Here is a 23,991-nt window from a genome sequence, read left to right on the forward strand (position 1 = left end):
ATGAGGGGGCCGCACGACGTCGGACGGCGTCCGGCGCGGCCAAGGAGGGTGGTACCGCGGGGCGCGCAGGCGTCTCGTCCCTCCGTCGGAGATCGACCGTTCCGCCGGAGGAAGCATGACCGCGCAGTACCGCGCCGTACCCGCCCAAGTCGACCTGCCCGCGCTCGAGCACCAGATCCTCTCCTTCTGGCAGGACCACAAGATCTTCCAGCGGAGCCTGGAACAGTCCGAGGGCCGCCCGGAGTGGGTCTTCTACGAGGGCCCGCCGACCGCCAACGGCATGCCCGGCGCGCACCACATCGAGGCCCGCGTCTTCAAGGACGTCTTCCCGCGCTTCCGGACCATGAAGGGCTACCACGTCGCCCGCAAGGCCGGCTGGGACTGCCACGGCCTGCCCGTCGAGCTGGCCGTCGAGAAGGAGCTCGGCTTCTCCGGCAAGCAGGACATCGAGGCCTACGGCATCGCCGAGTTCAACGCCAAGTGCCGCGAGTCGGTGACCCGGCACACCGACGCCTTCACCCGACTGACCCAGCGCATGGGCTACTGGGTCGACCTGGACGACGCGTACCGCACCATGGACCCGGACTACATCCAGTCCGTGTGGTGGTCGCTGAAGCAGATCTTCGACAAGGGCCTGCTGGTGCAGGACTTCCGCGTCGCGCCGTGGTGCCCGCGCTGCGGCACCGGCCTCTCCGACCACGAGCTGGCCCAGGGCTACGAGACGGTCGTCGACCCCTCCGTCTACGTCCGCTTCCCGCTGACCGGCGGCCCGTTGGCAGGCAAGGCCTCGCTGCTGGTCTGGACGACGACGCCGTGGACGCTGGTCTCAAACGTCGCCGTCGCCGCCCACCCCGAGGTGACCTACGTCGTCGCCACCGACGGCAACGAGCGTGTCGTCGTCGCCGAGCCGCTGGTCGAGAAGTCGCTGGGCGAAGGCTGGACCACCACGGGCGAGCGCTTCACCGGCAAGGAGATGGAGCGCTGGACCTACCAGCGGCCGTTCTCCCTCGTGGACGTCGACGGTGAGGCGCACTTCGTCGTCAACGCCGAGTACGTCACCACCGAGGACGGCACGGGTCTGGTCCACCAGGCCCCGGCGTTCGGCGCCGACGACCTCGCGACCTGCCGCAACTACGGTCTGCCGATGGTCAATCCGGTCCGCGCCGACGGCACCTTCGAGGAGAGCGTGCCGCTGGTCGGCGGCGTCTTCTTCAAGAAGGCCGACGAGGCGCTGACCAAGGACCTCCAGGACCGCGGCCTGCTCTTCCGCCACGTCCCGTACGAGCACAGCTACCCGCACTGCTGGCGCTGCCACACCGCGCTGCTCTACTACGCGCAGCCGTCCTGGTACGTGCGCACCACCGCCGTCAAGGACGCCATGCTGCGCGAGAACGAGCGCACCAACTGGCACCCGGAGACGGTGAAGTACGGCCGCTTCGGCGACTGGCTCAACAACAACATCGACTGGGCGCTGAGCCGCAACCGCTACTGGGGCACCCCGCTGCCGATCTGGCGTTGCGAGGACGACCACCTCACCTGCGTCGGCTCGCTGGCCGAGCTCTCCGAGCTGACCGGCAGCGACCAGAGCGACCTCGACCCGCACCGTCCGTTCATCGACGACGTCACCTTCGCCTGCCCGACCTGCGCGAAGCAGGCCGTGCGCGTGCCCGAGGTCATCGACGCCTGGTACGACTCGGGCTCCATGCCGTTCGCGCAGTACGGCTACCCGCTGCAGAACAAGGAGTTGTTCGAGCAGCGCTACCCGGCACAGTTCATCTCCGAGGCCATCGACCAGACGCGCGGCTGGTTCTACACGCTGATGGCCGTCGGCACGCTGGTCTTCGACCGCTCCGCGTACGAGAACGTCGTCTGCCTGGGGCACATCCTGGCCGAGGACGGCCGCAAGATGTCCAAGCACCTGGGCAACATCCTGGAGCCCATCGAGCTGATGGACACCAACGGCGCGGACGCGGTGCGCTGGTTCATGGCCGCTGGTGGTTCCCCCTGGTCCGCGCGGCGCGTCGGGCACGGCACCATCCAGGAGGTCGTGCGCAAGACGCTGCTGACCTTCTGGAACACCGTCGCGTTCCAGGCCCTCTACGCCCGGACCGCCGGTTGGGCGCCTTCGGCCAACGACCCAGCTCCGGCCGACCGTCCGATGCTGGACCAGTGGGTGCTGAGCGAGCTCAACGCCCTGGTCCGCGATGTGGATGCGGCGCTGGAGGCCTACGACACCCAGCGGGCGGGCAAGTTGCTCTCCGCGTTCGTCGACGACCTCAGCAACTGGTACGTCCGCCGCGGCCGTCGCCGCTTCTGGCAGGGCGAGCCCGCCGCACTTGCCACGCTGCACGAGGCGCTGACGACGGTCACCCGGCTGATGGCCCCGCTGACCCCGTTCATCACCGAGCGGGTCTGGCAGGACCTGGTCGTCCCGGTCGTCCCCGACGCCCCGGAGTCCGTGCACCTGTCGACCTGGCCGGTCGCGGACGAGTCGTTGATCGACCCGGCGCTGTCGCGGCAGATGACGCTGGTCCGCCGCCTGGTCGAGCTCGGCCGCGCGACGCGCGCCGACTCCGGCGTCAAGACCCGCCAGCCGCTGTCGCGCGCGCTGGTCTCCGCGCAGGGTTACGAGGAACTGCCGGAGGAACTGCTCGCGCAGATCGCCGAAGAGCTCAACGTCACCACCCTGGAGTCGCTGGCCGAGGTCGGCGGTTCGCTGGTCGACACCACGGCGAAGGCCAACTTCCGTGCGCTGGGCAAGCGTTTCGGCAAGGGCGTCCAGGACGTCGCGAAGGCGGTGGCCGCGGCGGAGGCCGCCGCGCTCTCCACCGCGCTGCGCTCCACCGGCACCGCCTCGGTGGTCGTCGGCGAGGAGACCATCGAGCTCACGCCGGACGAGGTGATCATCACCGAGACCCCGCGCGAGGGCTGGGCCGTCGCCAACGAGTCCGGCGCGACCGTCGCGCTCGACCTGCACATCACCCCGGAGCTGCGGCTGGCAGGCGTCGCCCGCGACGCCATCCGCCAGGTCCAGGAGGCCCGCAAGAACAGCGGCCTGGAGGTCTCGGACCGGATCGTGCTCCGCTACCTCGCCTCGACGGACGAGTCGGCGGAGGCGCTGACCGCGCACGGCGCGCTGCTGGCGGACGAGGTCCTCGCCACCGACTTCGCCGCGGGCGAGCCGGACTGGGCGGACGCCTCGCCCTTCACCGACGAGGCGCTCGGCCTCACGTTCTGGCTGCGGAAGGCCTGACGGCCATGGCGGACATTCAGGTTCTGCGCGCGGCCGACCGCGTGGCCAGTCCCTGGAAGAACGGCGGCGGCGTGACCCGCGAGGTCGCGTCGTCGCCGTCGGGGACGGGCGGGTTCGACTGGCGCGTCAGCCTGGCCGACGTCGCGGACGGCGGCCCGTTCTCCACCTTCGAGGGCATCGACCGTGTCATCACGATCGTCCAGGGCGAGGGCATGGCCCTCACCGTCGACGGGGTCGAGACGATCGTCTCGGAGCGGTTCCAGCCGTTCCACTTCAGCGGCGACGCGAAGACCGACTGCCGTCTGCTGGGCGGCCCGCTCGTCGACTTCAACGTCATGACCCGCCGCGGCGCGGTCTCGGCGACCGTCACCTTCGTGACGGAGGAGACCGCACTGTCGGGAACGGTCCTCGTGGTTGCCTTCGATGGCAGTGCGACCTTCGGCGACATCCAACTCGGCCCTCTGGACGCGGCGTTGGTCACCAACAGCGCCACCGTCCTTGAAGTCGACGGTACGGCGGCCGTAGTCACCATTGCCTGAGGGGCGGGGGGAACTGCGCGGGGAACTGCGCGAGAAACCAAAGCAAAGGCCCCCGCACCGGTTTCCCGGTGCGGGGGCCTTGCGCTTGGCGGCGAGACTCTAGTTCTCGTCGTCCTGGTCGATCAGGAACCCGCGCATCGGCTGGGGAGCCTGCTGCAGCGGGGGCTGCGGGCGGACCGCGGCCATCGGCTGCGTCATCGCCGCCGGGGGCGTCGGCTGCGAAGCAGACGCACCGGCCGGCTGGAACGCGTTGCCGCCGAAGGACGGGCCCTGGTTCTGGCCGCCACCGAACGACTGGTTGCCGCCGAAGGTCTGGTTGCCGCCGAAGGACGGGCCACCGGCGCTCATCGGCGAGGCGCCGACCGGGCTCATCGCGGGCTGGGACAGGGGAGCAGCCGGCGGGAGCGAGGCCGTGGCCGGAGTGCGCGGCGGCGCCAGGCTGTCGTCCGCCTGGGACTCCAGCTGACGGAGCTGCGTCTCCAGGTAGGACTTCAGGCGGGTGCGGTACTCACGCTCGAACGCACGCAGGTCCTCGACCTTGCGCTCCAGCGTGGCGCGCGCGGACTCCAGGGAGCCCATGGCGACGCGGTGCTTCTCCTGCGCGTCCCGCTCCAGGGCGTCGGCCTTGGCACGGGCGTCGCGCTCCAGACCCTCGGCGCGGCTGCGGGCCTCGCCGACGAGCTTGTTGGCCTCGGAACGGGCCTCGGCGATCGCCTGGTCGGCGGTCTGCTGGGCCAGGGCGAGGACGCGCGCAGCGGAGTCGTTGTTCTGCTGCTGCGGCATCATCTGCTGCATCTGCTGCGGCTGCTGCATCTGCTGCATCGGGGACAGACCGCCACCGATGGTGTGGCCGCCCATGGGGCCGCCCATCTGCGGGGCGGGCTGCAGCTGCGGGCCACCAGGGAGCTGCGGGGCACCCTGCAGCTGGGGCGCGCCGGGGAGCGCGGGCTGACCGCCCGGGAGCTGCGGCTGGCCGGGGTGGCCCATCCCCTGCTGCTGCATGTGCTGCGGCATGCCCTGGCCGGGGACCGGCGGGCCGGATATGGCGGCGGGAACGGGCGGGCCCGGGCGCTGCTGCTGCTGAGGATGCGGCGCATCCTGCTGCGGCAGCTCCTTGCGCTGGTTCTGGGCCTGCGCGGCAGCGCGGGTCGCGGCGGCCAACTTGGCGCGCAGGTCCTCGTTCTCGCGAAGGAGACGCGTCAGTTCGCCCTCGACCTCGTCGAGGAAGGCGTCGACCTCGTCCTCGTCATAGCCTTCGCGGAGGCGGACGGTCGTGAACTGCTTGTTCCGAACGTCCTCGGGGGTCAATGCCATTTCTTCACCTCAACGTGATCGTCGGACAGCCGGGCACCTGCGTAGGTCACAGCGCCCCCACGACCTGGATCAAAATCAACACAATGATGACCAGCAGCATGAAGGCAAGATCCAGGGCCATGCCCCCGATCCGTACCGGATGGATCCAGCGCCGCAGTAGTTTCAGCGGCGGGTCCGTGACGGTGTAGATGCTTTCGAGCAGGACGACCATGGCCCGTCCCGGCCGCCAGTCGCGAGCGAAGAACTGGACCCAGTCCATCACCATCCGCGCCAGGAGCAGGACGAAGAAACACATCAAAACGATGTACAGCACCTGCCATACAACGCTCACCGTGTCTCCCCTCGCCCGTCACGTCTGTCAGCTCTGGTTGAAGAACCCGCCCTCGGCGATCCGTGCCTTGTCCTCCGCCGTGACATCGACGTTAGCAGGAGACAGCAGGAACACCTTCTGCGTCACGCGCTCGATGCTGCCGTGAAGCCCGAAGACGAGTCCAGCCGCGAAGTCTACGAGGCGCTTGGCGTCCGTGTCGTCCATCTCCGTGAGATTCATGATCACAGGGGTGCTGTCACGGAAGTGTTCCCCGATGGTACGGGCCTCGTTGTAGGTTCGCGGGTGCAGCGTGGTGATGCGGTAAGGCTCCCGCTCGGAGGCAGTCTTGGACGTGATCACCGGGGCGCTCTTCTCCGCGAGTCGACGTTCGGGTGTGATGGACGCCACTGGCGCGATCCGAGGTTCGGGGGCCCGCATCGGGGCGACGACGGCCGAGGCCGCCACCGGCGCGGCAGCCGGAGCCGGAGCCGGACGGGGCACCTCCTCGGTGCGTCCGGTCCGCAGCGGCTCGGGCTCGGGACCGTAGTCGTCGTCGTCAGGGTCATAACCCTGGGCGTCGTAGCCATCGTCCTCCACGAGACCGAGGTAGACCGCCATCTTGCGCATCGCGCCGGCCATACTCCTGTCCTCCGCTCTGTGGTGGATCGGCCCGGGGCGGTTCTACGATCCACGGTCTGCCCCCGTCATGCGAGGGAGATTCCTGATTGTCCGGATTTGTTCTTCCGGTCTGATCTTCTAACCGGTGACGTTACCGGAGCGTCGACCTCGCACCCAGCACCGCCGTCCCGACGCGCACGTGTGTCGCACCGGCAGCAATGGCCTCTTCCAAGTCTCCTGACATCCCGGCAGAGACCATCGTGGCAGCAGGATGGGCCTCCCGTACGCGGGATGCGATTTCCGCGAGACGCCGAAACGCGCCGTGTGCGTCGCCTGCGAACGGGCCGACCAGCGGGGCCACGGCCATCACACCGTCAAGTCGCAAGCCAGGAGCGGCTGCTACGGATTCGGCCAGGGTGTCGACCTCACTCGGTGCGACTCCGCCACGGTGGGCGCCCTCCGGAGTTTCCGATTCCAGACCCACCTGGATCAGACAACCGAGTTCAGAACGTCCGGATTTGACCACTTCTGCCGACAGCGCCTGGACAAGCCGGAGTCGATCCACGGAATGCACCCGGTCGGCGTAGCGGAGAACCGAACGGACTTTGTTGGTCTGCAATTGGCCGACGAAATGCCATTCAAGGGGTAGATCCCGACATTCCTCGGCTTTCGGCGCAGCGTCCTGATCGCGGTTCTCGGCCACGTCGGTGACGCCGAGTTCGGCGAGGAGCCGGGTGTCGGAGGCGGGGTAGGTCTTGGTGACGACGACCAACGTGACCTCGTCACGGGAACGCCCGGCGGCGGCGCAGGCCGCGGCGATACGGGCCTCCACGGCGGCGAGATTTGATCGGAGTTCAGCAAGTCGATCCGCAGATGTCAGATTTGTCACTTGTCGCCACCCGCCTTCGCGTCGGCATCCAGCCAGATGTAGCTCGCGAGCCGTCCGGTACGGGACGCCCGACGGTAGGAGAAGTGGTCCTCGGATTCGAGGGTGCAGATGTGCGGCACCTGACGCACCGTCACTTCCTGGCGCGCGAGCTGGGCGCGGACCCCCGCCGGAATGTCCAGCGCCGGGGTCCCCCAGCTGGTCTCCGCGTACGCCTCCGGCGTCCCCGCGGCGACCTCCGCGCGGAGCGAGTCCGGCACTTCGTAGCAGCGTCCGCAGATGCTCGGCCCGACGACGGCCTCGATCCGCTCCGCGCCGAGGTCGCGCATCAGCGCGACGACGGTGTCGGCGACGCCCTTGGCCAGCCCCGGCCGTCCGACGTGCCCGGCGCCGAGGACGCCGACGTGGGTGTCGGCGAGCAGGATCGGCGTGCAGTCCGCCGTGAGCACGGCGAGCGCGAGGCCTGGCTCGCGGGTGGCAACGGCGTCCACGGAAGGCGCCTCGCCGTCCGGCTGGCGACCGGTGGCGATGAAGCCTTCGGCGCCGTGGACCTGGTTCATCCAGACGACGCCGGCGGGGTCGATGCCCAGCGCCTCTGCGGCGAGCCTCCGGTTCTCCCGGACGGCGACGGGGTCGTCCCCGACGGCACCACCGAGATTCAGCTCGGCGTAGGGCTCAGGGCTCACCCCACCCCACCGGTCGGAGAACCCGACCCGCACACCATTTCCCAGGTCAATCCGCTGGCCGATCATGCGATCACCTTATGGCACACGGGAACGAAAACAGGGGCGCGGGGAACTGCGCGAGCAACCACCCTGTGCGGATGGCCCTGCTCGCTGAGCGACTCACCACACTGGGTGGCTTGTCGCGCAGTTCCCCGCACCCCTGAAAGTGCAACCACCTGCGGGAGCGAAAGAGCTGGCTTGTCGCGCCCACGCGGCGGAGTCGCAAACCAGCAGAGCCCCGCGCCCCTGAAAGTGCAACTACCTGCGGGAGCGAAGGCTCACTTCAGGAAGTCCGGCACGTCCAGCTCCTCCGCCGTCGTGTCGACGTACGGCGGGCGGGGCGGGGCCTGCTGCGGGACCGGGGGGATGGTCGGCTCGGGGGTCGGCCGGGGCGTGTCCTCCGCGCGGGGCACGCTGCCCAGCGTGTGCATGCTGCGACCGGTCGCGGTCGAGCCCGCCGCCGTGGAGCCGGAGACCCGGAACTCCGGGCCCGAGGAGGACGACGACGACGCCGGCCGGTCCGCGTTGCTCGTGCTGCGCACGACCGGCTCGCGGACGATCGGGGTCGGCTGGCCGCCGTCGAAACCGGCCGCGATGACCGTGACACGGACCTCGTCGCCGAGGGCGTCGTCGATGACCGCACCGAAGATGATGTTCGCCTCGGGGTGCGCCGCCTCGCTGACCAGCTGGGCGGACTCGTTGATCTCGAACAGGCCGAGGTCCGAGCCGCCGGAGATGGAGAGCAGCACGCCGCGCGCACCGTCGATGGACGCCTCCAGCAGCGGCGAGGAGATCGCCATCACCGCTGCGGCCTTCGCGCGGTCCTCGCCGCGCGCCGAGCCGATGCCCATCAGCGCGGAACCCGCGCCGCTCATCACCGACTTGACGTCGGCGAAGTCGAGGTTGATCAGACCCGGCGTGGTGATCAGGTCGGTGATGCCCTGGACACCGGAGAGCAGCACCTGGTCGGCCGAGCGGAACGCGTCCAGCACGCTCACCTGGCGGTCCGAGATGGACAGCAGGCGGTCGTTCGGGATCACGATCAGCGTGTCGACCTCCTCACGCAGCTGCGCGATGCCGTCCTCCGCCTGGTTGGCGCGACGGCGGCCCTCGAAGGTGAACGGGCGCGTCACGACACCGATGGTCAGTGCGCCGAGCGAACGGGCGATGTTGGCCACGACCGGTGCGCCACCCGTGCCGGTCCCGCCGCCCTCACCCGCCGTCACGAAGACCATGTCGGCCCCCTTGAGGACCTCCTCGATCTCCTCGCGGTGGTCCTCGGCGGCCTTGCGGCCGACCTCGGGGTTGGCTCCGGCGCCGAGGCCCCGGGTGAGCTCGCGGCCCACGTCCAGCTTCACGTCGGCGTCGCTCATCAGCAGGGCCTGGGCATCGGTGTTGATCGCGATGAACTCGACGCCCTTGAGCCCGACCTCGATCATCCGGTTGATGGCGTTCACGCCACCGCCGCCGATGCCGACGACCTTGATGACTGCGAGGTAGTTCTGGGGTGCTGCCACGTCGAAGGCCTCTCGCCTCGGATGTCCTGTACCGAAGGGGCGGTGCTCCCGACGCTCCCGACCCGAACCCTAAACATTAGGTTTAGAGTTAATGCTATGTCACTGCTGCATTATCCAGTGTCACTAGGACACTAGGTCTCCGAGCATGCCGGTTCAATGGACACGCCGAGCAACAACTTTTTTCTTGTGAGCCTATGTGATCAAAGGTCCGAGCGCGTACTCGGGGGTCACTAAGGGTCAGGGAGATCCCGACAGCCCGTCAAGACCCTCACTGCCCACCTGAGTTCCGGACGCTCAGGAACGCAGCGCCGGATCTGTCGGTGCGCTCACGTCGTATCCCTTGGACGCCTGCTTCATCAGGGCGTTGAGCACGACCGCCTTGCGCGCACTCTGGTCCGGACTTCCCCAGTAGACCGTGGCCCCGGAACTGAGGGTCAGTTCGATGTCGTCGTAGGAGTGGACGACAACCTGCTGCGTCTGCTCGGCGATCGGCGCGGGCAGCGACTTGGCGACCTCCACCGCGCCGGACACGAGGACCGCCTGCGGGAAGTCGGCCAGCGCGCCCCTGCCCGCGGCGCCGAGCGCGAGCTGGACCACCGGAACGCCCGGCAACGGCCTTGCCGTCGTGGCGAACTGCACGCCGTCGGCGTCCTCCAGTGTGTAGCCCCCGTCCGCGGCACGCACCGAGGCGACCGGCACGCGCTCGGTCACCACGATACGGACCGTGTGCGGCCAGGAGGTGGACACGTCCGCGTGGGCCACGCGCGGCAGCGCCTTCTCGATGCGCGACTCGATCGCGCCCGTGTCCACCTGCTCCAGCGGGCCGCCCAGCGGGACCTGGGCGGCCTGGAGTACCTGACCGTCCGTCACCACCCGGGTGCCGCTGACGCCGACCGTCCGCACGTCGAAGACCGAGGAGAACCAGACCAGCCAGACCACGCCGCCGAGCAGCGCGGCGACCAGCAGGCAGATCACCGCGATGCCGCGTCGCGACAGCCGCAGCTTCGGGAGAGGCGGTCGTTCGTCGCCGAACTCGCCCTCCCGCTCCTCCTCGGCCTCCAACGCGCTGTCAGTCACGACGGCGGCCGCTCCCCCGGTGCGCGTCGACGGCCTCGTACACCATCTGGGCCAGCAGCTGGTCCGCGTCGCGGCGGCCGAACTCGGCGGCGGACTGGCTCATCTGCCACAGCCGCTGCGGGTCGGTGAGCACCGGCAGCAGCTGCTGGAGCACCCACTCCGGGGTCAGCTCGGCGTCGTCGACGAGCAGGCCGCCGCCCGCGCGGACCACCGGCTGGGCGTTGAGCCGCTGCTCGCCGTTGCCGATCGGCAGCGGGACGAACGCGCCCGGCAGGCCGACGGCGGCGAGCTCGGCCACGGTCATCGCGCCGGCCCGGCAGAGCATCAGGTCGGCGGCTGCGTAGGCGAGATCCATCCGGTCCAGGTACGGCAGCACCCGGTAGGGCGGCATGCCCGGCTGCTCGACGACGGGCGGCAGCTCGTTCTTCGGGCCCACCGCGTGCAGGATCTGCACGCCGTACTGCTGCAGCCGCGGCGCGACGGTCTGGATCGTCTCGTTGAGCCGACGTGCGCCCTGCGAGCCGCCGGAGACCAGCAGCGTCGGCAGGTTCTGCTCCAGGCCGAAGTACTGCCTCGCCTGCGGACGGGCCAGGCCGCGGTCCAGGGTGGCGATGGTGTGCCGCAGCGGGATGCCGATGTAGCGGGCCTCGCGGAACTTGCTGTCCGGCGTGGCCACGGCGACGTAGTCGGTGTACCGGGAGCCGATCTTGTTGGCCACGCCGGGGCGGGCGTTGGCCTCGTGGATCACGATCGGCACGCCGCTGCGCTTGGCCGCGAAGTAGGCGGACATGGAGACGTAGCCGCCGAAGCCGACGACCACGTCGGCCTTGGTCCGGTCCAGCACGTCCTGCACCGCCTTGACGGTGTTGCGGAGGCGGCCCGGCAGGGTGATCAGGTCACCGGTGGGCTTGCGCGGAAGCGCGACCTTGGGGATCAGCGCGAGCTCGTAGCCGCGCTCCGGAACCAGCCTGGTCTCCAGGCCCTGCGAGGTGCCGAGTGCGGTGATGCCGACCGTCGGGTCGTTACGCCGCAGCGCGTCAGCCAACGCGAGTGCGGGCTCGATATGCCCGGCGGTGCCACCGCCGGCGAGTACGACATGCACCGAAATTCACCGCTCCTTGTGGGGTCGCCGGAGGAACCGACGCCGCGCCTGCTTGTTTCCCTTGCGCTTGCTCCGTGCGGCCAGGGCCGCCTTCGCAGCCGGCTCGCTGCGTGCGAAGCAGAGCAGCATGCCGACCGCGAACATGGTCGGCAGCAACGCGGAACCGCCATAGGAGAACATCGGGAGCGGGACGCCCGCGATGGGCAGTAGTCCCAGCACCGCACCAATGTTGATCACGGCCTGAGCCATGATCCAGGTGGTGGCGCCTCCCGCTGCGTACCTGATGAACGGGTCCCTCGTGCGTACGGCCACGCGGATACCCGCATACCCTAGTGCCGCGAAGAGAACGAGGACGGACACGGTCCCCGCCAGCCCGAGTTCTTCACCGGTCACCGCGAAGATGAAGTCGGTGTGCGGCTCCGGAAGTTGACCCCATTTTTCCACGCTGGCGCCCAGTCCGGTCCCGAACAGTCCGCCGGAGGCCAGCGCCCACACGCCGTGGACCGCCTGGAAGCAGGAGTCGGCCGGGCCGACCTGGGTGGCTCCGATGCAGGAGAGCCGGCTGAGCCGGTGCGGCACGGTGATGATGAGGGCCGCGCTGGCCAGCAGCGCGAGCAGCGAGGTGGCGCTGAACAGGCGCGTCGGCGCACCGGCCATCCACAGCAGGCCGAAGAGCAGGGCGCAGATGATCATGGCCGTGCCCATGTCGCCGCCCGCGAGGACGAGTGCGAGCAGCAGCAGTCCGACCGGGACGAGCGGGATCAGCAGGTGCTTCCACTCGTTGAGAGTCTTCATCTGCTGTTTACGAGTGAGCAGATCCGCCGCCCAGAGCACGAGCGCGAGCTTGGCGAACTCGGAGGGCTGGATCTGGAAGAAGCCGCCCAGCCGGATCCAGTTCCGGTTGCCGTTCACGGAGACGCCGATGCCCGGCACCATGACGGCGAAGAGCAGCACGATGACGAAGAGCAGCAGCGGGTAGGCCAGCGCCCGGATCGACTTCGTGGGCAGGCGGACGGCCAGGTACATCAGGCCCGCGCCTATCACGATGGAGATGAGCTGCTTCTTGAAGTAGTAGTCGAAGGGCAGCCCGTCCAGGCGCGCCTGGATCTGCGAGGCGGAGAACACCATCGTCAGACCGAGGATCAGAATCAGCGCGGAGGACCCGAGGATCAGGTAATACGGCGTCAACGGCCGCTCCAGGCCCCGCTTGAAGCGGTGCAGGGCGCGCTGCAGACTGCCGAACCGGCTGTAGGACCGGAAGGTGGCGACGGACGCCTCCACCGGCCCCTCCGTGACACCGGTCCGTGGCACTGCGGTGGTCCTCTCCCCTGGTCAATCAACGAGGACAGACCCTACCGGGTCGGAGCAGGGCAGACGCGTAAGGCACATGGGTGAGTTGCAAACGTCAGGGGCGCGGGGAACTGCGCGAGAAACCACCCTGTGTGGACGGCCCTGCACATTGAGGACCAACTGCCCTGGGTGGCTTGTCGCGCAGTTCCCCGCGCCCCCAGGTAGTGCAGCGTCCCTCTTGCCTAAAGTGCGTGCACCGCAGCTGCGAAGAGATCTCCCCGCTCGCCGTAGTTGGTGAACATGTCCATCGACGCGCACGCAGGTGCAAGCAGCACCGTGTCGCCGCTCTCGGCGAACCCCGCCGCCGCGCTGACGACGGCGTCCATCGCCGCCGCGCCGACCACCCCGTCGGGCAGTTCGAAGACCGGGACGTGCGGAGCGTGCTGCTCCAGGGCCTGCCGGATGACGGCGCGGTCCGCGCCCATCAACACCGCTGCCCGCAGCCGGGACGCGGCGACCGCCACGAGGTCGTCCATGTCCGCGCCCTTGGCGAGGCCGCCCGCGATCCAGACGACCGACTCGTACGCCGCCAGCGAGGCGGCCGCCGCGTGCGGGTTCGTGGCCTTGGAGTCGTCGACGTACGCGACGCCGTCCACCTCCGCGACAAAGGCGATCCGGTGCGCGTCCGGGCGGAAGGCCCGCAGGCCGTCACGGACCGCGCGCGGCTCGACCCCGTACGCCCGCGCCAGCGCGGCAGCCGCCAGCGCGTCGGCGATGTTGTGCGGGGCGCTCGGCTGGACGTCCTCGACGGAGGCCAGCTCGGCGGCCGCGTGCCGACGGTCGGGGATGAACGCGCGGTCGACCAGCAGGCCGTCGACGACGCCGAGTTGGGCCAGGGCCGGGGTGCCGAGGGTGAATCCGACGGCGCGGCAGCCCTCCTCGACCTCCGCCTCGCGCACCAGGTGCTCGGTCGCGGGGTCGGCGACGTTGTAGACGCAGGCGACGACGTTGCCCTCGTAGATCCGGCCCTTGTCGGCCGCGTAGGCCTCCATCGAGCCGTGCCAGTCGAGGTGGTCCGGGGCGATGTTGAGGACGACCGCCGAGTACGGGTGGACGCTGGGCGCCCAGTGCAGCTGGTAGCTGGAAAGCTCCACCGCCAGCACGTCGTACGGCTCCTCGGCCAGCACCGCGTCCAGCACGGAGACGCCGACGTTGCCGACGGCGGCCGTCCGCTTGCCCGCCGCGGTCAGGATCGAGGCGAGCATGCGCACGGTCGTCGTCTTGCCGTTGGTGCCGGTGATGGCGAGCCACGGCGCGGGCTCACCCGTGGCCGGGTGCGGACGACGGAGCCGCCAGGCGAGTTCGACGTCGCCCCAGACCGGGATGTCCAGCTTCTCCGCCGCCTGGAAGAGCGGCGAGTAGGGCGGCCAGCCGGGGGCGGTGACGATCAGCTCGGTCTCGTCCGGGAGCGAGTCGCCGTCGCCGAGCCGGACGGTGACGCCCAGCTCGCGCAACTCCTCGGCCTGGGCCTGCTGACGTGGACCGTCGCCGCCGTCGACGACGGTGACCACCGCGCCGAGCCCGTGCAGCACCTTGGCCGCCGGTACGCCGGAGACACCCAGCCCCGCGACAGTGACCCTCAGCTTCTCCCAGTTCATCGCCCCACCACTCTCAGTCTCCCTCGATCAGGCCTCGGTCAGGAGGTGACCCAGCCAGCGTAGAAGAGGCCGAGGCCCACTGCGACGCACAGGCCCTGGATGATCCAGAAACGGACCACGATCAGGACTTCCGACCAGCCCTTCAGTTCGAAGTGGTGCTGTAGTGGCGCCATTTTGAACACGCGCCTGCCGGTGAGCCGGAACGAACTGACCTGGATGATCACGGAGAGGGTGATCAGCACGAAGAGGCCGCCGAGGATCGCCAGCAGCATCTCGGTGTGGGAGCAGATCGCCAGACCGGCCAGCGCGCCGCCGAGGGCCAGCGAGCCGGTGTCGCCCATGAAGATCTTGGCGGGCGAAGTGTTCCACCACAGGAAGCCGAAGCAGGCGCCCATCAGCGCGGCGGCGACCACGGCCAGGTCGAGCGGGTCGCGGACCTGGTAGCAGTTGGGGCCGGCGGTCGCAGCGGAACCGCAGGTCTGGCCGTACTCCCAGATGCCGATGAAGACGTAGGCGCCGAAGACCATCACCGAGGCGCCGGTCGCCAGACCGTCCAGGCCGTCTGTCAGGTTCACGCCGTTGGACATGGCGAGGATCATGAACAGCGCCCAGACGGCGAACAGCACCGGGCCGAGCGACCAGCCGAAGTCGGTCACGAAGGAGAGCTTGGTGGACGCCGGGGTGGTGCCCGCCGGGTCCGGGAAGCGCAGCGCGGCCACCGCGAAGACGATGCCGACGATCAGCTGTCCGGCCATCTTGGCCTTGGCCCGGAGGCCGAGCGAGCGCTGTTTGACGATCTTGATGTAGTCGTCGAGGAAGCCGACCAGGCCCATGCCCGCGAAGAGGAAGAGCACCAGCAGACCGGAGACGGTGAACTCGGTGCCCATGATCACGTGCGTCAGCACGTACGCGATCAGCGTCGCCAGGATGAAGGCGATACCGCCCATGGTGGGCGTACCGCGCTTGCTGTGGTGCGCCTGCGGGCCGTCATCGCGGATCATCTGGCCGTAGCCGTGGCGGGCCAGGATCCGGATCAGGATCGGGGTGCCGACCAGCGAGAAGAACAGGCCGATCGCGGCTGCGAAGAGGATCGCCTTCATCAACGACCAGCCTCCCCCGCGCCGGCGGCCGACGCGTGCTGCGTCAGCAGGGCTGCGGCGACCCTCTCCAGACCGACCGAACGGGACGCCTTCACCAGGACCACGTCCCCCGGCCGGACCTGTTCACGCAGCAGCTCGATCGCGCTATCCGCGTCGGGCACCAGCACCGATTCCTCACCCCACGAACCTTCGTTCCTCGCGCCAAGCTCCATGCAGGCCGCCTCCCGGCCGCCCACCGCCACCAGCTGGGCGATGTTCAGCCGGACCGCGAGCCGGCCCACGGCATCGTGCTCGGTGAGGGAGTCCTCGCCGAGTTCCCGCATCTCCCCGAGGACCGCCCAGGTACGGCGTGCCTCGGGGCCTCTCCCGCCGATCGCGGCGAGCGCGCGCAGGGCGGCCCGCATCGAGTCGGGATTGGCGTTGTAGGCGTCGTTGATCACAGTGACGCCGTCCTGACGCTCCGCCAGCTCCATCCGCCACTTGGACAGGCTTCCGGCTCCGCTCAGCGCGGCGGCGATCTGCTCGACGTCCATGCCGCACTCGGTCGCGACCGCGGCGGCGGCGAGGGCGTTGCTCACGTGGTGCTCACCGTAGAGCCTCAGAGTCACCTGTGCGGAACCGGTGGGTGTGCTCAAGGTGAACGAGGCCCGCTGCAGCTCGTCGAAACGGACATCGCTCGCCCGCACGGTCGCGTCCGCCGCCTCGCCGTACCGGACGACGCGCGCCGCGGTCCGCGGGGCCATGCCCCGCACCATCGGGTCGTCGCCGTTCAGCACGGCCGTTCCCTCGGCGGGCAGCGACTCGACCAGCTCGCCCTTGGCCTCGGCGATGCCCTCGCGGCTGCCGAACTCGCCCAGGTGCGCGGTGCCGACGTTGATGACCAGGCCGATCCTCGGTCGGGTGATCCCGCAGAGCTCGGCGATGTGACCCTTGCCACGCGCGCCCATCTCCAGCACCAGGAACTCGGTGTCCTGCTCCGCCTTCAGCACGGTCAGCGGGAAGCCGATCTCGTTGTTGAAGGAGCCCTCGGTGTAGACGGTGCGGCCCTTGGTGCCGAGCACCTGGGCGATCAGGTCCTTGGTGCTGGTCTTGCCGGTCGATCCGGTGAGCGCGACGACGGTGGTGTCCGTCAGCCGCAGCGAGACGGCGTGGGCCAGCTTGGCCAGGGCGTCCTGCACGTCGTCGACGACGACGGCCGGGACGCCGACCGGGCGGGTGGCGAGCACGGCGGCCGCGCCCTGCTCCGTCACGGCGCGCTCGGCGAAGTCGTGTCCGTCGACGCGCTCGCCGGCCACCGCCACGAACAGCGCGCCGGGCAGGATCTGGCGCGAGTCGTGCACGACGGGGCCGGTCACCCGCGTCTGCGGGTCTGGCGTGTCGGCGAGCTTCCCTCCGGTGGCCTCGGCCACCTCCGCGAGGGTCAGGGGGATCACGTTGGCTCTACTCCTCGATGTCCCTGGCGGGGGTGTGAACGGTGCCGGCGGCTGCGCCGGCCTCGGTGATCGCGTCACGCAGCACGATCCGGTCGTCGAACGGCCGGACCTCCCCCTTCGCGTACTGACCGACCTCGTGGCCCTTGCCGGCCACCAGGATCGAGTCGCCCGCGTGCGCACGTGCGACCGCGGCGGCGATCGCCCGGGCCCGGTCCGGTTCGACCAGGACCGCGCCGCGCTCCGCCTCGGGCACCTCGACCGCACCGGCCAGCATCGCGTGGAGGATCGCCAGCGGGTCCTCCGTACGCGGGTTGTCGCTGGTCAGCACGGCGGTGTCGGCGTAACGGGCGGCGATGGCGCCCATCGGGCCGCGCTTGAACGGGTCCCGGTCACCGCCGCAGCCGACGACGACGTGGACCTGGCCCTTGGTGACCTCGCGCAGCGAGCGCAGCGCGCCCTCCAGGGCGTCCGGCTTGTGCGCGTAGTCGACCACAGCCAGGTACGGCTGTCCAGCCTCGACCTGCTCCATCCGGCCCGGCACGCCCGGCACCGAGGCGACCCCGGCGACGGCCGCCTCCAGCGGCAGTCCGGCGGTCACGGCGGCGGCGATGGCGGCCAGCGCGTTGGCGACGTTGAACGGGCCCGGCAGCGGCGAGGAGGCGTCGGCGGACTGTCCGTCCGGGCCGACGACGCGGAAGTGCGAGCCGGCGTGGCCCAGCTGGACCTGCTCGGCGCGCCAGTCGGCGCTCGGCTCGCCCTCCGCGGAGTAGGTCACCACGGGCACCTCGGCCTCGGCGGCCAGACGGCGGCCCCAGCGGTCGTCGATGTTGACGACGCCCAGCCGGGAGCGACGCGCGGTGAACAGCTGCGCCTTAGCCCGGTAGTAGTCGTCCATGTCCGGGTGGAAGTCGAGGTGCTCGGGCGTGAGGTTGTTGAAGACCGCGACGTCGTAGACGACGCCGTCGACCCGGCCGAAGACCAGGGCGTGGCTGGAGACCTCCATGGCGACGGCGTCCGCACCGGCCTCGCGCATCATCGCGAGCACCGCGTGCAGGTCGGTGGCCTCGGGGGTGGTCCGCTCGCTCTTGATCCGGGTCTCGCCGACGCGCATCTCGACGGTGCCGAGCAGACCGGGCGTGCGGCCGGCGCCCAGCAGCGCGCCTTCGATCAGATACGCCGTGGTGGTCTTGCCGCTGGTTCCGGTGACGCCGATGGTGAGCAGCTGCTCGGCGGCGTTGCCGTAGATCGCGGCGGCCAGCTCGCCGACCCGGGAGCGCGGCTGCGGCACGACCAGCAGCGTGACGCCGCAGTCGGCGGCGCGCTCGGCCCCGGCCTCGTCGGTGAGCACCGCGACCGCGCCCGCGGCGGCAGCCTGGGCGGCGAAGTCGGCGCCGTGGACGTGGGCGCCCGGAAGAGCGGCGTAGATGTCGCCCTGACGGACGGCACGGGAGTCGTGGGTGATGCCGGTCACCGCCACGGCTGCGGCGCCGTCGGCGGGTGCCCGGTCCGCGTCGTCCAGCCCGAGCAGCGCCCCTACCTGGGCAAGCGTGAGCCCGGTGGTGTTGCGGGGGCGGAGTGGGGACTGATCACGAGTTGGCACGGCGGTGAGGTTACCCGTACCTGTGCTCTCGGGGCCAAGTCGGGAGCTCGTCCGCATGTCCATGCCGCTGTCCGTGCCGTTCATGAGGGTATCGCCATCCTTCGTGTCGCCTGCCGGGACCCCCCACGTGTACATGCCGTCACCGTCACCGCTGCTGGCGGTGCTGCTGCTGTCACTCCTGTCGTCATGATCGGCCCCTCACCAGTTGACCGGGAGGTCGGCCGGGGCCCCGCCGGTCGGGGGCACGTCGAGCGTCTTCAGCGAGAACTCCATCACCTGCTTGAAGACCGGGCCGCACAGCTCGCCGCCGTAGTGGGCGCCGACCGGTCCCTGGATCACGCAGGAGACGGTGATCCGCGGCTTGTCGGCGGGCGCGAAGCCGATGAACGAGGCGGTGTAGCCGCTGTAGCCGTGGGCCGTGGCGCGGTTGGCGGTACCGGTCTTGCCCGCGACCAGGTAGCCGGGGATCTGCGCCATGGTGCCGGTCCCCTCCTCGCTGCCGACGACCGACTGCAGCATCTGCGCCACCGTCCTGGCGGTCTGCGTGCTGACCACCCGGGTGGTCGCGGGCGCGGGCGCCGGGGTGTACACACCGTCCGGTCCGGTGATGCCCTCGACCAGCGTCGGCGCGACCCGGACCCCGCCGTTGGCGATGGTCGAGTACACCGAGGTGGTCTGCAACGCGTTGACGGACAGGCCCTGGCCGAAGGGGATGGTGTACTGCTGCGACGCGTTCCACTGGCCCGGCGGCGGCAGGATGCCCGGGGACTCGCCGGGGAAGTTCAGTCCGCTCGGCTGGCCGATGCCGAACTTGGTCAGGTAGTCGTAGAGGACCTGGTTCGCCTGCGCCTGGGTGCTGCCCAGATGCTCGGCGGCCAGGATGGTCCCGATGTTGGAGCTCTGCGCCAGCACGCCGTTCAGCGTCAGCTGCTCGGTGCCGTGGGCGACGTCGTCGTGGAAGACCGTCCCGTCCCGGGGCAGTGCTCCCGGCACCGTCACATGGGTCTGCGGCGTCGCCACGTTCTGCTGGATCACGGCGGACATGGTCATCAGCTTGCTGACCGAGCCCGGCTCGTAGGCGTCGCTGAGGGCGGTGTTGCCGATGGCGTTCGGGTCGGCGTGGGCCAGGTCGTTGGGGTTGAAGGTCGGCGCGGTGGCCATGGCCAGGATCCGGCCGTTGGTGACGTCCTGGACGATGACGTAGCCGCCGAGCGCGTGCGAGGCGGCGACCTGGGCGGAGAGCTGCTGCTGCGCCTCCCACTGGATGTCGCTGTTCAGCGTCAGCTTGATGTTCGAGCCGGGGATCGCCGCGGTCTCGTGCTGCCCCTCGGCGGTCGGCACCTCGCGGCCGTTGGCCTGGGCGTAGACCTCGTTGCCGTCGGTGCCCCGCAGCTGCGACTGGAACTGCTCCTCCAGGCCGCCGGAGCCGACGCCCGCGGCGTTGACGAAGCCGATGACGTTGGCGGCGAGGTCGCCCTCCGGGTAGACGCGCTTGTCGTCGCGGGCGCGGAAGATCGACGCCAGCGGGTTGGCGCAGGCGTCGTCGACCCGGCCGCTGTCGCCGGCCTTCTGGGCCAGCAGGTTCTCGGTCAGGCAGTGCCCGGAGGAGGCGCTGTTCGCCAACTGGTTCGACAGGTTGGAGATCTGCGTCCAGACCTGCGGCGACTGCTGCTTGGCGATCAGCCGGTACATGTCCGTCGTGGGGTTCTTCGCCGTCAGCAGCGTCGTAAGCGTCGTCTGGTCCATGCCCAGGATCGGGGCGAGCAGCGCGGCGGCGGCCCGGGAGCCGTCGGTGGTGTGCAGCTGCTGGGGCGTGAGCATGGTCGGGTCGGCGGTGATGTCGTAGGCGGTGACGGTGGTCGCCAGGACGTTGCCGTTGCCGTCGGTGATGGCGCCGCGCTGCGCGGTCAGCGGGACGGTCACGTACCGGTTGGCCGAGGCCTCGGCCGCCAGCGCGGTCGAGTCGAGGAACTGGAGCTGGACCAGCCGGCCCAGGAAGAGCGCGAAGACCGTCCCGAGCGCGATCAGCAGGAACCGCAGCCGCTTGCGCGGCTCGCCCAGCTGCAGCGTCGCCGCCCCGGCGGGCCCGCGCGCACCGGCTCGCGGCACGGGCGGACGCGGGTGTCCGCCGCCGCTGCCGTTCCTGCTCCCGTTGGCGCTGTTGCCGCGGGAACCGGCCCCGGCCGCACGCGCCTTGGGGACTCCGCCGCTCCCGGCCGCCGGACGGCGGGCCTGGTCCGGACGGGACGGACGCGCCGGGCGCACGGGACGCGCGTCCCGGGAGGGACGCGGCGCGCGGTCGCGCGGGTCACGGTCGCGGGAGCTGCGGTCACGGTCGCGAGGAGGCTGAGGCATCGTCAGATCACTCCGTCAGTCGCCTGCGGGCGGGGTCGTGCGCGGGTGGGCGCTCGGCTTCGGCTTGACCGTTCCGGTGCCGGAGCCGGTCCCGGTGCTGTTCCTGGCCGCGTCGTGCGAGGTCGTCCGGGCGCCGCCGGACGGTGTGCCCGTACCGGACGGCTTGGCCGTGGCGGAAGCTGACGCGGGCGCAGAAGCCGGTGCGGACGGGGTCGGCGACGGGGTCGGTGACGGCGGCGGGCCGACCAGCGGGGCCGGAGAGCTGCCGAGGACCTGGCCGTTGTCCATCAGGAACGCGGGGTTGCTGCCGGGCACCATGCCGAGGCCGCGGGCGCGTGCGGCCAGCGCCTCCGGCGCGGACCACCCGTCGATCTGCTGCTGCAGCCCCTGCTGCTCGTTCTGCAGCGACGTGGTGTGCTGCTGGAGCTGGGAGAGCGTGAACGACCCCTGGCTGACGGCGGTGTTGAGCATCAACAGCGCGATCAGACCGCCCGACAGCAGCAGTATCACCAGCAGCGCGAACGGACCGCGCCCGGCGCGGACGCTCCGGGATCGCGCCGTTCCCCTCCCGACTGCCACCTGCACGCACTCCCTCGACGCACTCGACCCTCATCCGGCACGGCCGGTCCGTTCACGACCCGACGCGTTCCCGGATTCTCTCCGCCCCCCGCAGCCGCGCGGGCGTGGCGCGCCGGTTCTCCGCGATCTCTTCCTCGGTCGGCAGCTCCGCGCCTCGCGTCAGCAGCTTGAACCGGGGCTGGTACTCCTCCGGGACGACCGGCAGTCCGGGCGGCGCGTTGGTGGCCGCGGCCTCCGTGAAGAACCCCTTCACCAGGCGGTCCTCCAGCGAGTGGTACGAGAGCACGGCGATCCGTCCGCCCACTGCCAAGGTGGCGAGCGCTCCCGGAATGGCACGCTCCAGCACGGTCAGCTCCCCGTTGACCTCGATCCGCAGGGCCTGGAAGGTGCGCTTGGCGGGGTTGCCGCCGGTCCGCCGCGTCGCCGCGGGGATCGAGTTGCGCACCAAATCCACCAGACGCGCGCTGTTGCTGAACGGTTCCTTCTCGCGCTCGCGCAGGACCGCCGAGGCGATCTTCCCGGCGAAGCGCTCCTCCCCGTACACCTTGAGGATCCGCGCCAACTCCCCGTGGGAGTAGGTGTTGAGGACCTCCGCCGCGCTGATCCCGACGGTCTGGTCCATCCGCATGTCCAGCGGCGCGTCCTGCGCGTAGGCGAAACCGCGGTCGGCCTCGTCCAACTGCATGCTGGAGACGCCGAGGTCGAAGAGCGCGCCGTGGATCTGCTCGATACCGAGCCGCTCCAGCACCTCGGGGATCTCGTCGTAGACGGCGTGCACCAGGGTGGCCCGGTCGCCGAAGGGGGCCAGCCGCTCGCCCGCCAGCCGGAGCGCGGCCGGGTCGCGGTCGGTGGCAACCAGCCGGACCTCGGGGAACTCGCGCAGCAGCGCCTCGCTGTGGCCGCCCAGGCCCAGCGTCGCGTCGACCACGACCGCGCCGGGGGCGCGCAGCGCCGGGGCCAGCATCTCGAGGGTGCGCCGCAGCATCACCGGGACGTGCTTCGCGTTGTCCGCGGCGGAGCTCATGACCTGCTTACCTCGGGCCTCTCTGCAAGTGGCCCGCGCCTACTGGTCCCCGCCCGCTCGCCCGCGAGGGAAGAGCCGTCTGGCGCCGGGGAAGGGGCGTCAGCGGGCAGCAACCACGTGCGGGTGTCGAGCGGGTGGAGGCCGGAAGGTACGGGCCCTGATCAACGTACGGAGCGTCCCGTCCGACACTCCCTCGACGTGGCGTCACTCTACTCCACGGCTCCCCCTGGTCAATCGAACGGCGCGGCCGACCCCCCGTCCGAGTGAACCCAGAAACCCCTGGTCAGGACCGCTGCCCCGGAAGGTCAGGGGCGCGCGCCACGCCGGAACACGCCCCCAGCGTCCGAGCGTGCCCGGCGCCCGGTCCGACGCGACCTGTCACGTGGCCCGTCGCGTGGCCCGCCCCGGACGTCCTCGGCGGGCCCGGCCACCCGATCTTTACGGCAAATCACCGCATGTCAGCCAGTCGAGTGACGTAAACGCCCGGCGCAGGGAACAATGCGTCTCAAGCGGGCCCGTGCCCCTGCCCCCGGCGGGGCAGGCGACGGCCCGTGCGGGGACACAAACGGGCGGACGGTACGAGGAGCAGCCGGGTGACGACCTTCGACGAACGCAGCGGTGTCGACCAGCAGGGACAGCCGTCGTCCGGCGCTGTGCTCGCCGAGCTCGACGCCGTGGTCGGCCGGATCCGGGCCTCCGTGGAGAGCGTCCTGGAGGGCAAGCCCGAGGCGGTCCAGCTGGCGCTGACGGTGCTGCTGGCCGAGGGCCACCTGCTGATCGAGGACGTGCCCGGCGTCGGCAAGACCATGCTGGCCAAGGCGCTCGCCCGATCGATCGACTGCACGGTCCGCCGGATCCAGTTCACCCCGGACCTGCTGCCCTCGGACATCACCGGCACCAGCATCTTCGAGCAGAACCGCCGCGAGTTCGAGTTCAAGCCCGGCGCGATCTTCGCCCAGATCGTGGTCGGCGACGAGATCAACCGCGCCTCGCCCAAGACCCAGTCGGCGCTGCTGGAGTCGATGGAGGAGCGTCAGGTCACCGTCGACGGCACCAGCTATCAGCTGCCCGCGCCGTTCATGGTGGTGGCCACCCAGAACCCGATCGAGATGGAGGGCACCTACCCCCTCCCCGAGGCCCAGCGCGACCGCTTCATGGCCCGGATCTCCCTCGGCTACCCCAGCCCCGACGCCGAGTTGAAGATGCTCGACGTCCACGGCGGCGTCTCGCCGCTGGCCGACCTGGAGCCCGTCGCGCACACCGACGACGTGCTCAAGCTGATCGGGATCGTCCGCGGGGTCCACGTGGCCGACGAGCTGCGCCGCTACGCCGTGGCCCTGGTCGGCTCCACCCGGACCAGCCCGGAGCTGCGCCTCGGCGCCTCGCCCCGGGCCACCCTGCACCTGCTGCGCGCCGCCCGCGCCGCCGCTGCACTCGACGGGCGCACCTACGTCATCCCCGACGACATCCAGCGGCTGGCCGTCCCGGTGCTGGCCCATCGGGTGCTGCCCACCGCCGAGACCCAGCTCGGCCGCCGCACGCCGGAGGACGTGGTCCAGGACCTCGTCCTGACGCAGCCGTTGCCGCAGTACACGCGGGGGCGCTGAGCGT

Annotated in this window: 19 protein-coding genes; 3 read left to right on the top strand and 16 right to left on the bottom strand. The window is 70.6% G+C overall.

Features of this window, described 5'->3' with window-relative positions; genetic code table 11:
- Nucleotides 1-115 precede the first annotated feature (115 nt).
- Together ileS and ABH940_RS02645 are read left to right on the top strand one after the other, a co-directional pair.
- Complete coding sequence (gene ileS, locus ABH940_RS02640) at nt 116-3,253, top strand: isoleucine--tRNA ligase (protein ID WP_370104096.1); 3,138 nt, start codon at nt 116-118, stop codon at nt 3,251-3,253.
- A 5-nt stretch (nt 3,254-3,258) separates the two neighbouring features.
- Entirely contained in the window at nt 3,259-3,792 is a 534-nt protein-coding gene (locus ABH940_RS02645; protein WP_370064624.1) for a HutD family protein, read from the top strand.
- Nucleotides 3,793-3,891: 99 nt separating this feature from the next.
- Here the strand turns inward: ABH940_RS02645 and ABH940_RS02650 are convergent, their stop codons facing one another.
- The 16 genes from ABH940_RS02650 to rsmH form a co-directional block, all read right to left on the bottom strand.
- Nucleotides 3,892-5,106 (bottom strand): DivIVA domain-containing protein, encoded by a 1,215-nt coding sequence (locus ABH940_RS02650; RefSeq protein ID WP_370064626.1) that lies wholly within the window; start codon nt 5,104-5,106, stop codon nt 3,892-3,894.
- 46 nt (nt 5,107-5,152) lie between these two features.
- A complete protein-coding gene (locus ABH940_RS02655) occupies nt 5,153-5,437 on the bottom strand; it encodes a YggT family protein (protein ID WP_196196143.1) in 285 nt (94 codons plus the stop codon).
- A gap of 27 nt (nt 5,438-5,464) precedes the next feature.
- Nucleotides 5,465-6,055 carry a cell division protein SepF gene (locus ABH940_RS02660; protein WP_370104098.1) on the bottom strand — a complete coding sequence of 197 codons (591 nt, stop codon included), beginning with the start codon at nt 6,053-6,055 and terminating at the stop codon, nt 5,465-5,467.
- A gap of 130 nt (nt 6,056-6,185) precedes the next feature.
- Nucleotides 6,186-6,914, bottom strand: a complete 729-nt coding sequence (locus tag ABH940_RS02665) for a YggS family pyridoxal phosphate-dependent enzyme (RefSeq protein ID WP_370104278.1) — start codon at nt 6,912-6,914, stop codon at nt 6,186-6,188.
- 5 nt (nt 6,915-6,919) lie between these two features.
- On the bottom strand, nt 6,920-7,672 hold the full coding sequence (locus ABH940_RS02670; RefSeq protein WP_370064631.1) for a polyphenol oxidase family protein: 753 nt from the start codon (nt 7,670-7,672) through the stop codon (nt 6,920-6,922).
- Between the two features lie 251 nt (nt 7,673-7,923).
- Nucleotides 7,924-9,162, bottom strand: a complete 1,239-nt coding sequence (gene ftsZ, locus ABH940_RS02675; protein WP_370064633.1) for a cell division protein FtsZ — start codon at nt 9,160-9,162, stop codon at nt 7,924-7,926.
- 294 nt (nt 9,163-9,456) lie between these two features.
- A complete protein-coding gene (locus ABH940_RS02680) occupies nt 9,457-10,239 on the bottom strand; it encodes a cell division protein FtsQ/DivIB (protein WP_370064635.1) in 783 nt (260 codons plus the stop codon).
- On the bottom strand, nt 10,232-11,341 hold the full coding sequence (gene murG / locus ABH940_RS02685) for an undecaprenyldiphospho-muramoylpentapeptide beta-N-acetylglucosaminyltransferase (protein ID WP_370104100.1): 1,110 nt from the start codon (nt 11,339-11,341) through the stop codon (nt 10,232-10,234). The genes ABH940_RS02680 and murG overlap by 8 nt, the downstream gene beginning before the upstream one ends.
- A 6-nt stretch (nt 11,342-11,347) precedes the next feature.
- On the bottom strand, nt 11,348-12,622 hold the full coding sequence (ftsW, locus tag ABH940_RS02690) for a putative lipid II flippase FtsW (protein WP_370064639.1): 1,275 nt from the start codon (nt 12,620-12,622) through the stop codon (nt 11,348-11,350).
- A 251-nt stretch (nt 12,623-12,873) separates the two neighbouring features.
- Complete coding sequence (gene murD / locus ABH940_RS02695) at nt 12,874-14,289, bottom strand: UDP-N-acetylmuramoyl-L-alanine--D-glutamate ligase (protein ID WP_370064641.1); 1,416 nt, start codon at nt 14,287-14,289, stop codon at nt 12,874-12,876.
- A gap of 38 nt (nt 14,290-14,327) precedes the next feature.
- Complete coding sequence (mraY, locus tag ABH940_RS02700) at nt 14,328-15,389, bottom strand: phospho-N-acetylmuramoyl-pentapeptide-transferase (protein ID WP_370064643.1); 1,062 nt, start codon at nt 15,387-15,389, stop codon at nt 14,328-14,330.
- The gene (gene murF, locus ABH940_RS02705) at nt 15,389-16,822 is read right to left on the bottom strand and encodes a UDP-N-acetylmuramoyl-tripeptide--D-alanyl-D-alanine ligase (RefSeq protein ID WP_370104102.1); all 1,434 of its coding nucleotides are present in this window, start codon (nt 16,820-16,822) and stop codon (nt 15,389-15,391) included. Before murF ends, mraY begins: the two co-directional genes overlap by 1 nt.
- Before the next feature lie 7 nt (nt 16,823-16,829).
- Complete coding sequence (locus ABH940_RS02710; RefSeq protein WP_370065016.1) at nt 16,830-18,479, bottom strand: UDP-N-acetylmuramoyl-L-alanyl-D-glutamate--2,6-diaminopimelate ligase; 1,650 nt, start codon at nt 18,477-18,479, stop codon at nt 16,830-16,832.
- 141 nt (nt 18,480-18,620) lie between these two features.
- The gene (locus ABH940_RS02715) at nt 18,621-20,777 is read right to left on the bottom strand and encodes a peptidoglycan D,D-transpeptidase FtsI family protein (protein WP_370104104.1); all 2,157 of its coding nucleotides are present in this window, start codon (nt 20,775-20,777) and stop codon (nt 18,621-18,623) included.
- A gap of 15 nt (nt 20,778-20,792) precedes the next feature.
- Entirely contained in the window at nt 20,793-21,356 is a 564-nt protein-coding gene (locus ABH940_RS02720; RefSeq protein WP_370064650.1) for a hypothetical protein, read from the bottom strand.
- Nucleotides 21,357-21,408: 52 nt separating this feature from the next.
- On the bottom strand, nt 21,409-22,380 hold the full coding sequence (gene rsmH / locus ABH940_RS02725) for a 16S rRNA (cytosine(1402)-N(4))-methyltransferase RsmH (protein WP_370104105.1): 972 nt from the start codon (nt 22,378-22,380) through the stop codon (nt 21,409-21,411).
- 593 nt (nt 22,381-22,973) lie between these two features.
- Between rsmH and ABH940_RS02730 the strand changes: the two genes are divergently transcribed.
- A complete protein-coding gene (locus ABH940_RS02730; protein WP_370064657.1) occupies nt 22,974-23,987 on the top strand; it encodes an AAA family ATPase in 1,014 nt (337 codons plus the stop codon).
- Nucleotides 23,988-23,991 lie beyond the last annotated feature (4 nt).

It is taken from the genome of Streptacidiphilus sp. BW17 (assembly GCF_041262485.1).
Taxonomy (GTDB): Bacteria; Actinomycetota; Actinomycetes; order Streptomycetales; family Streptomycetaceae; genus Streptacidiphilus.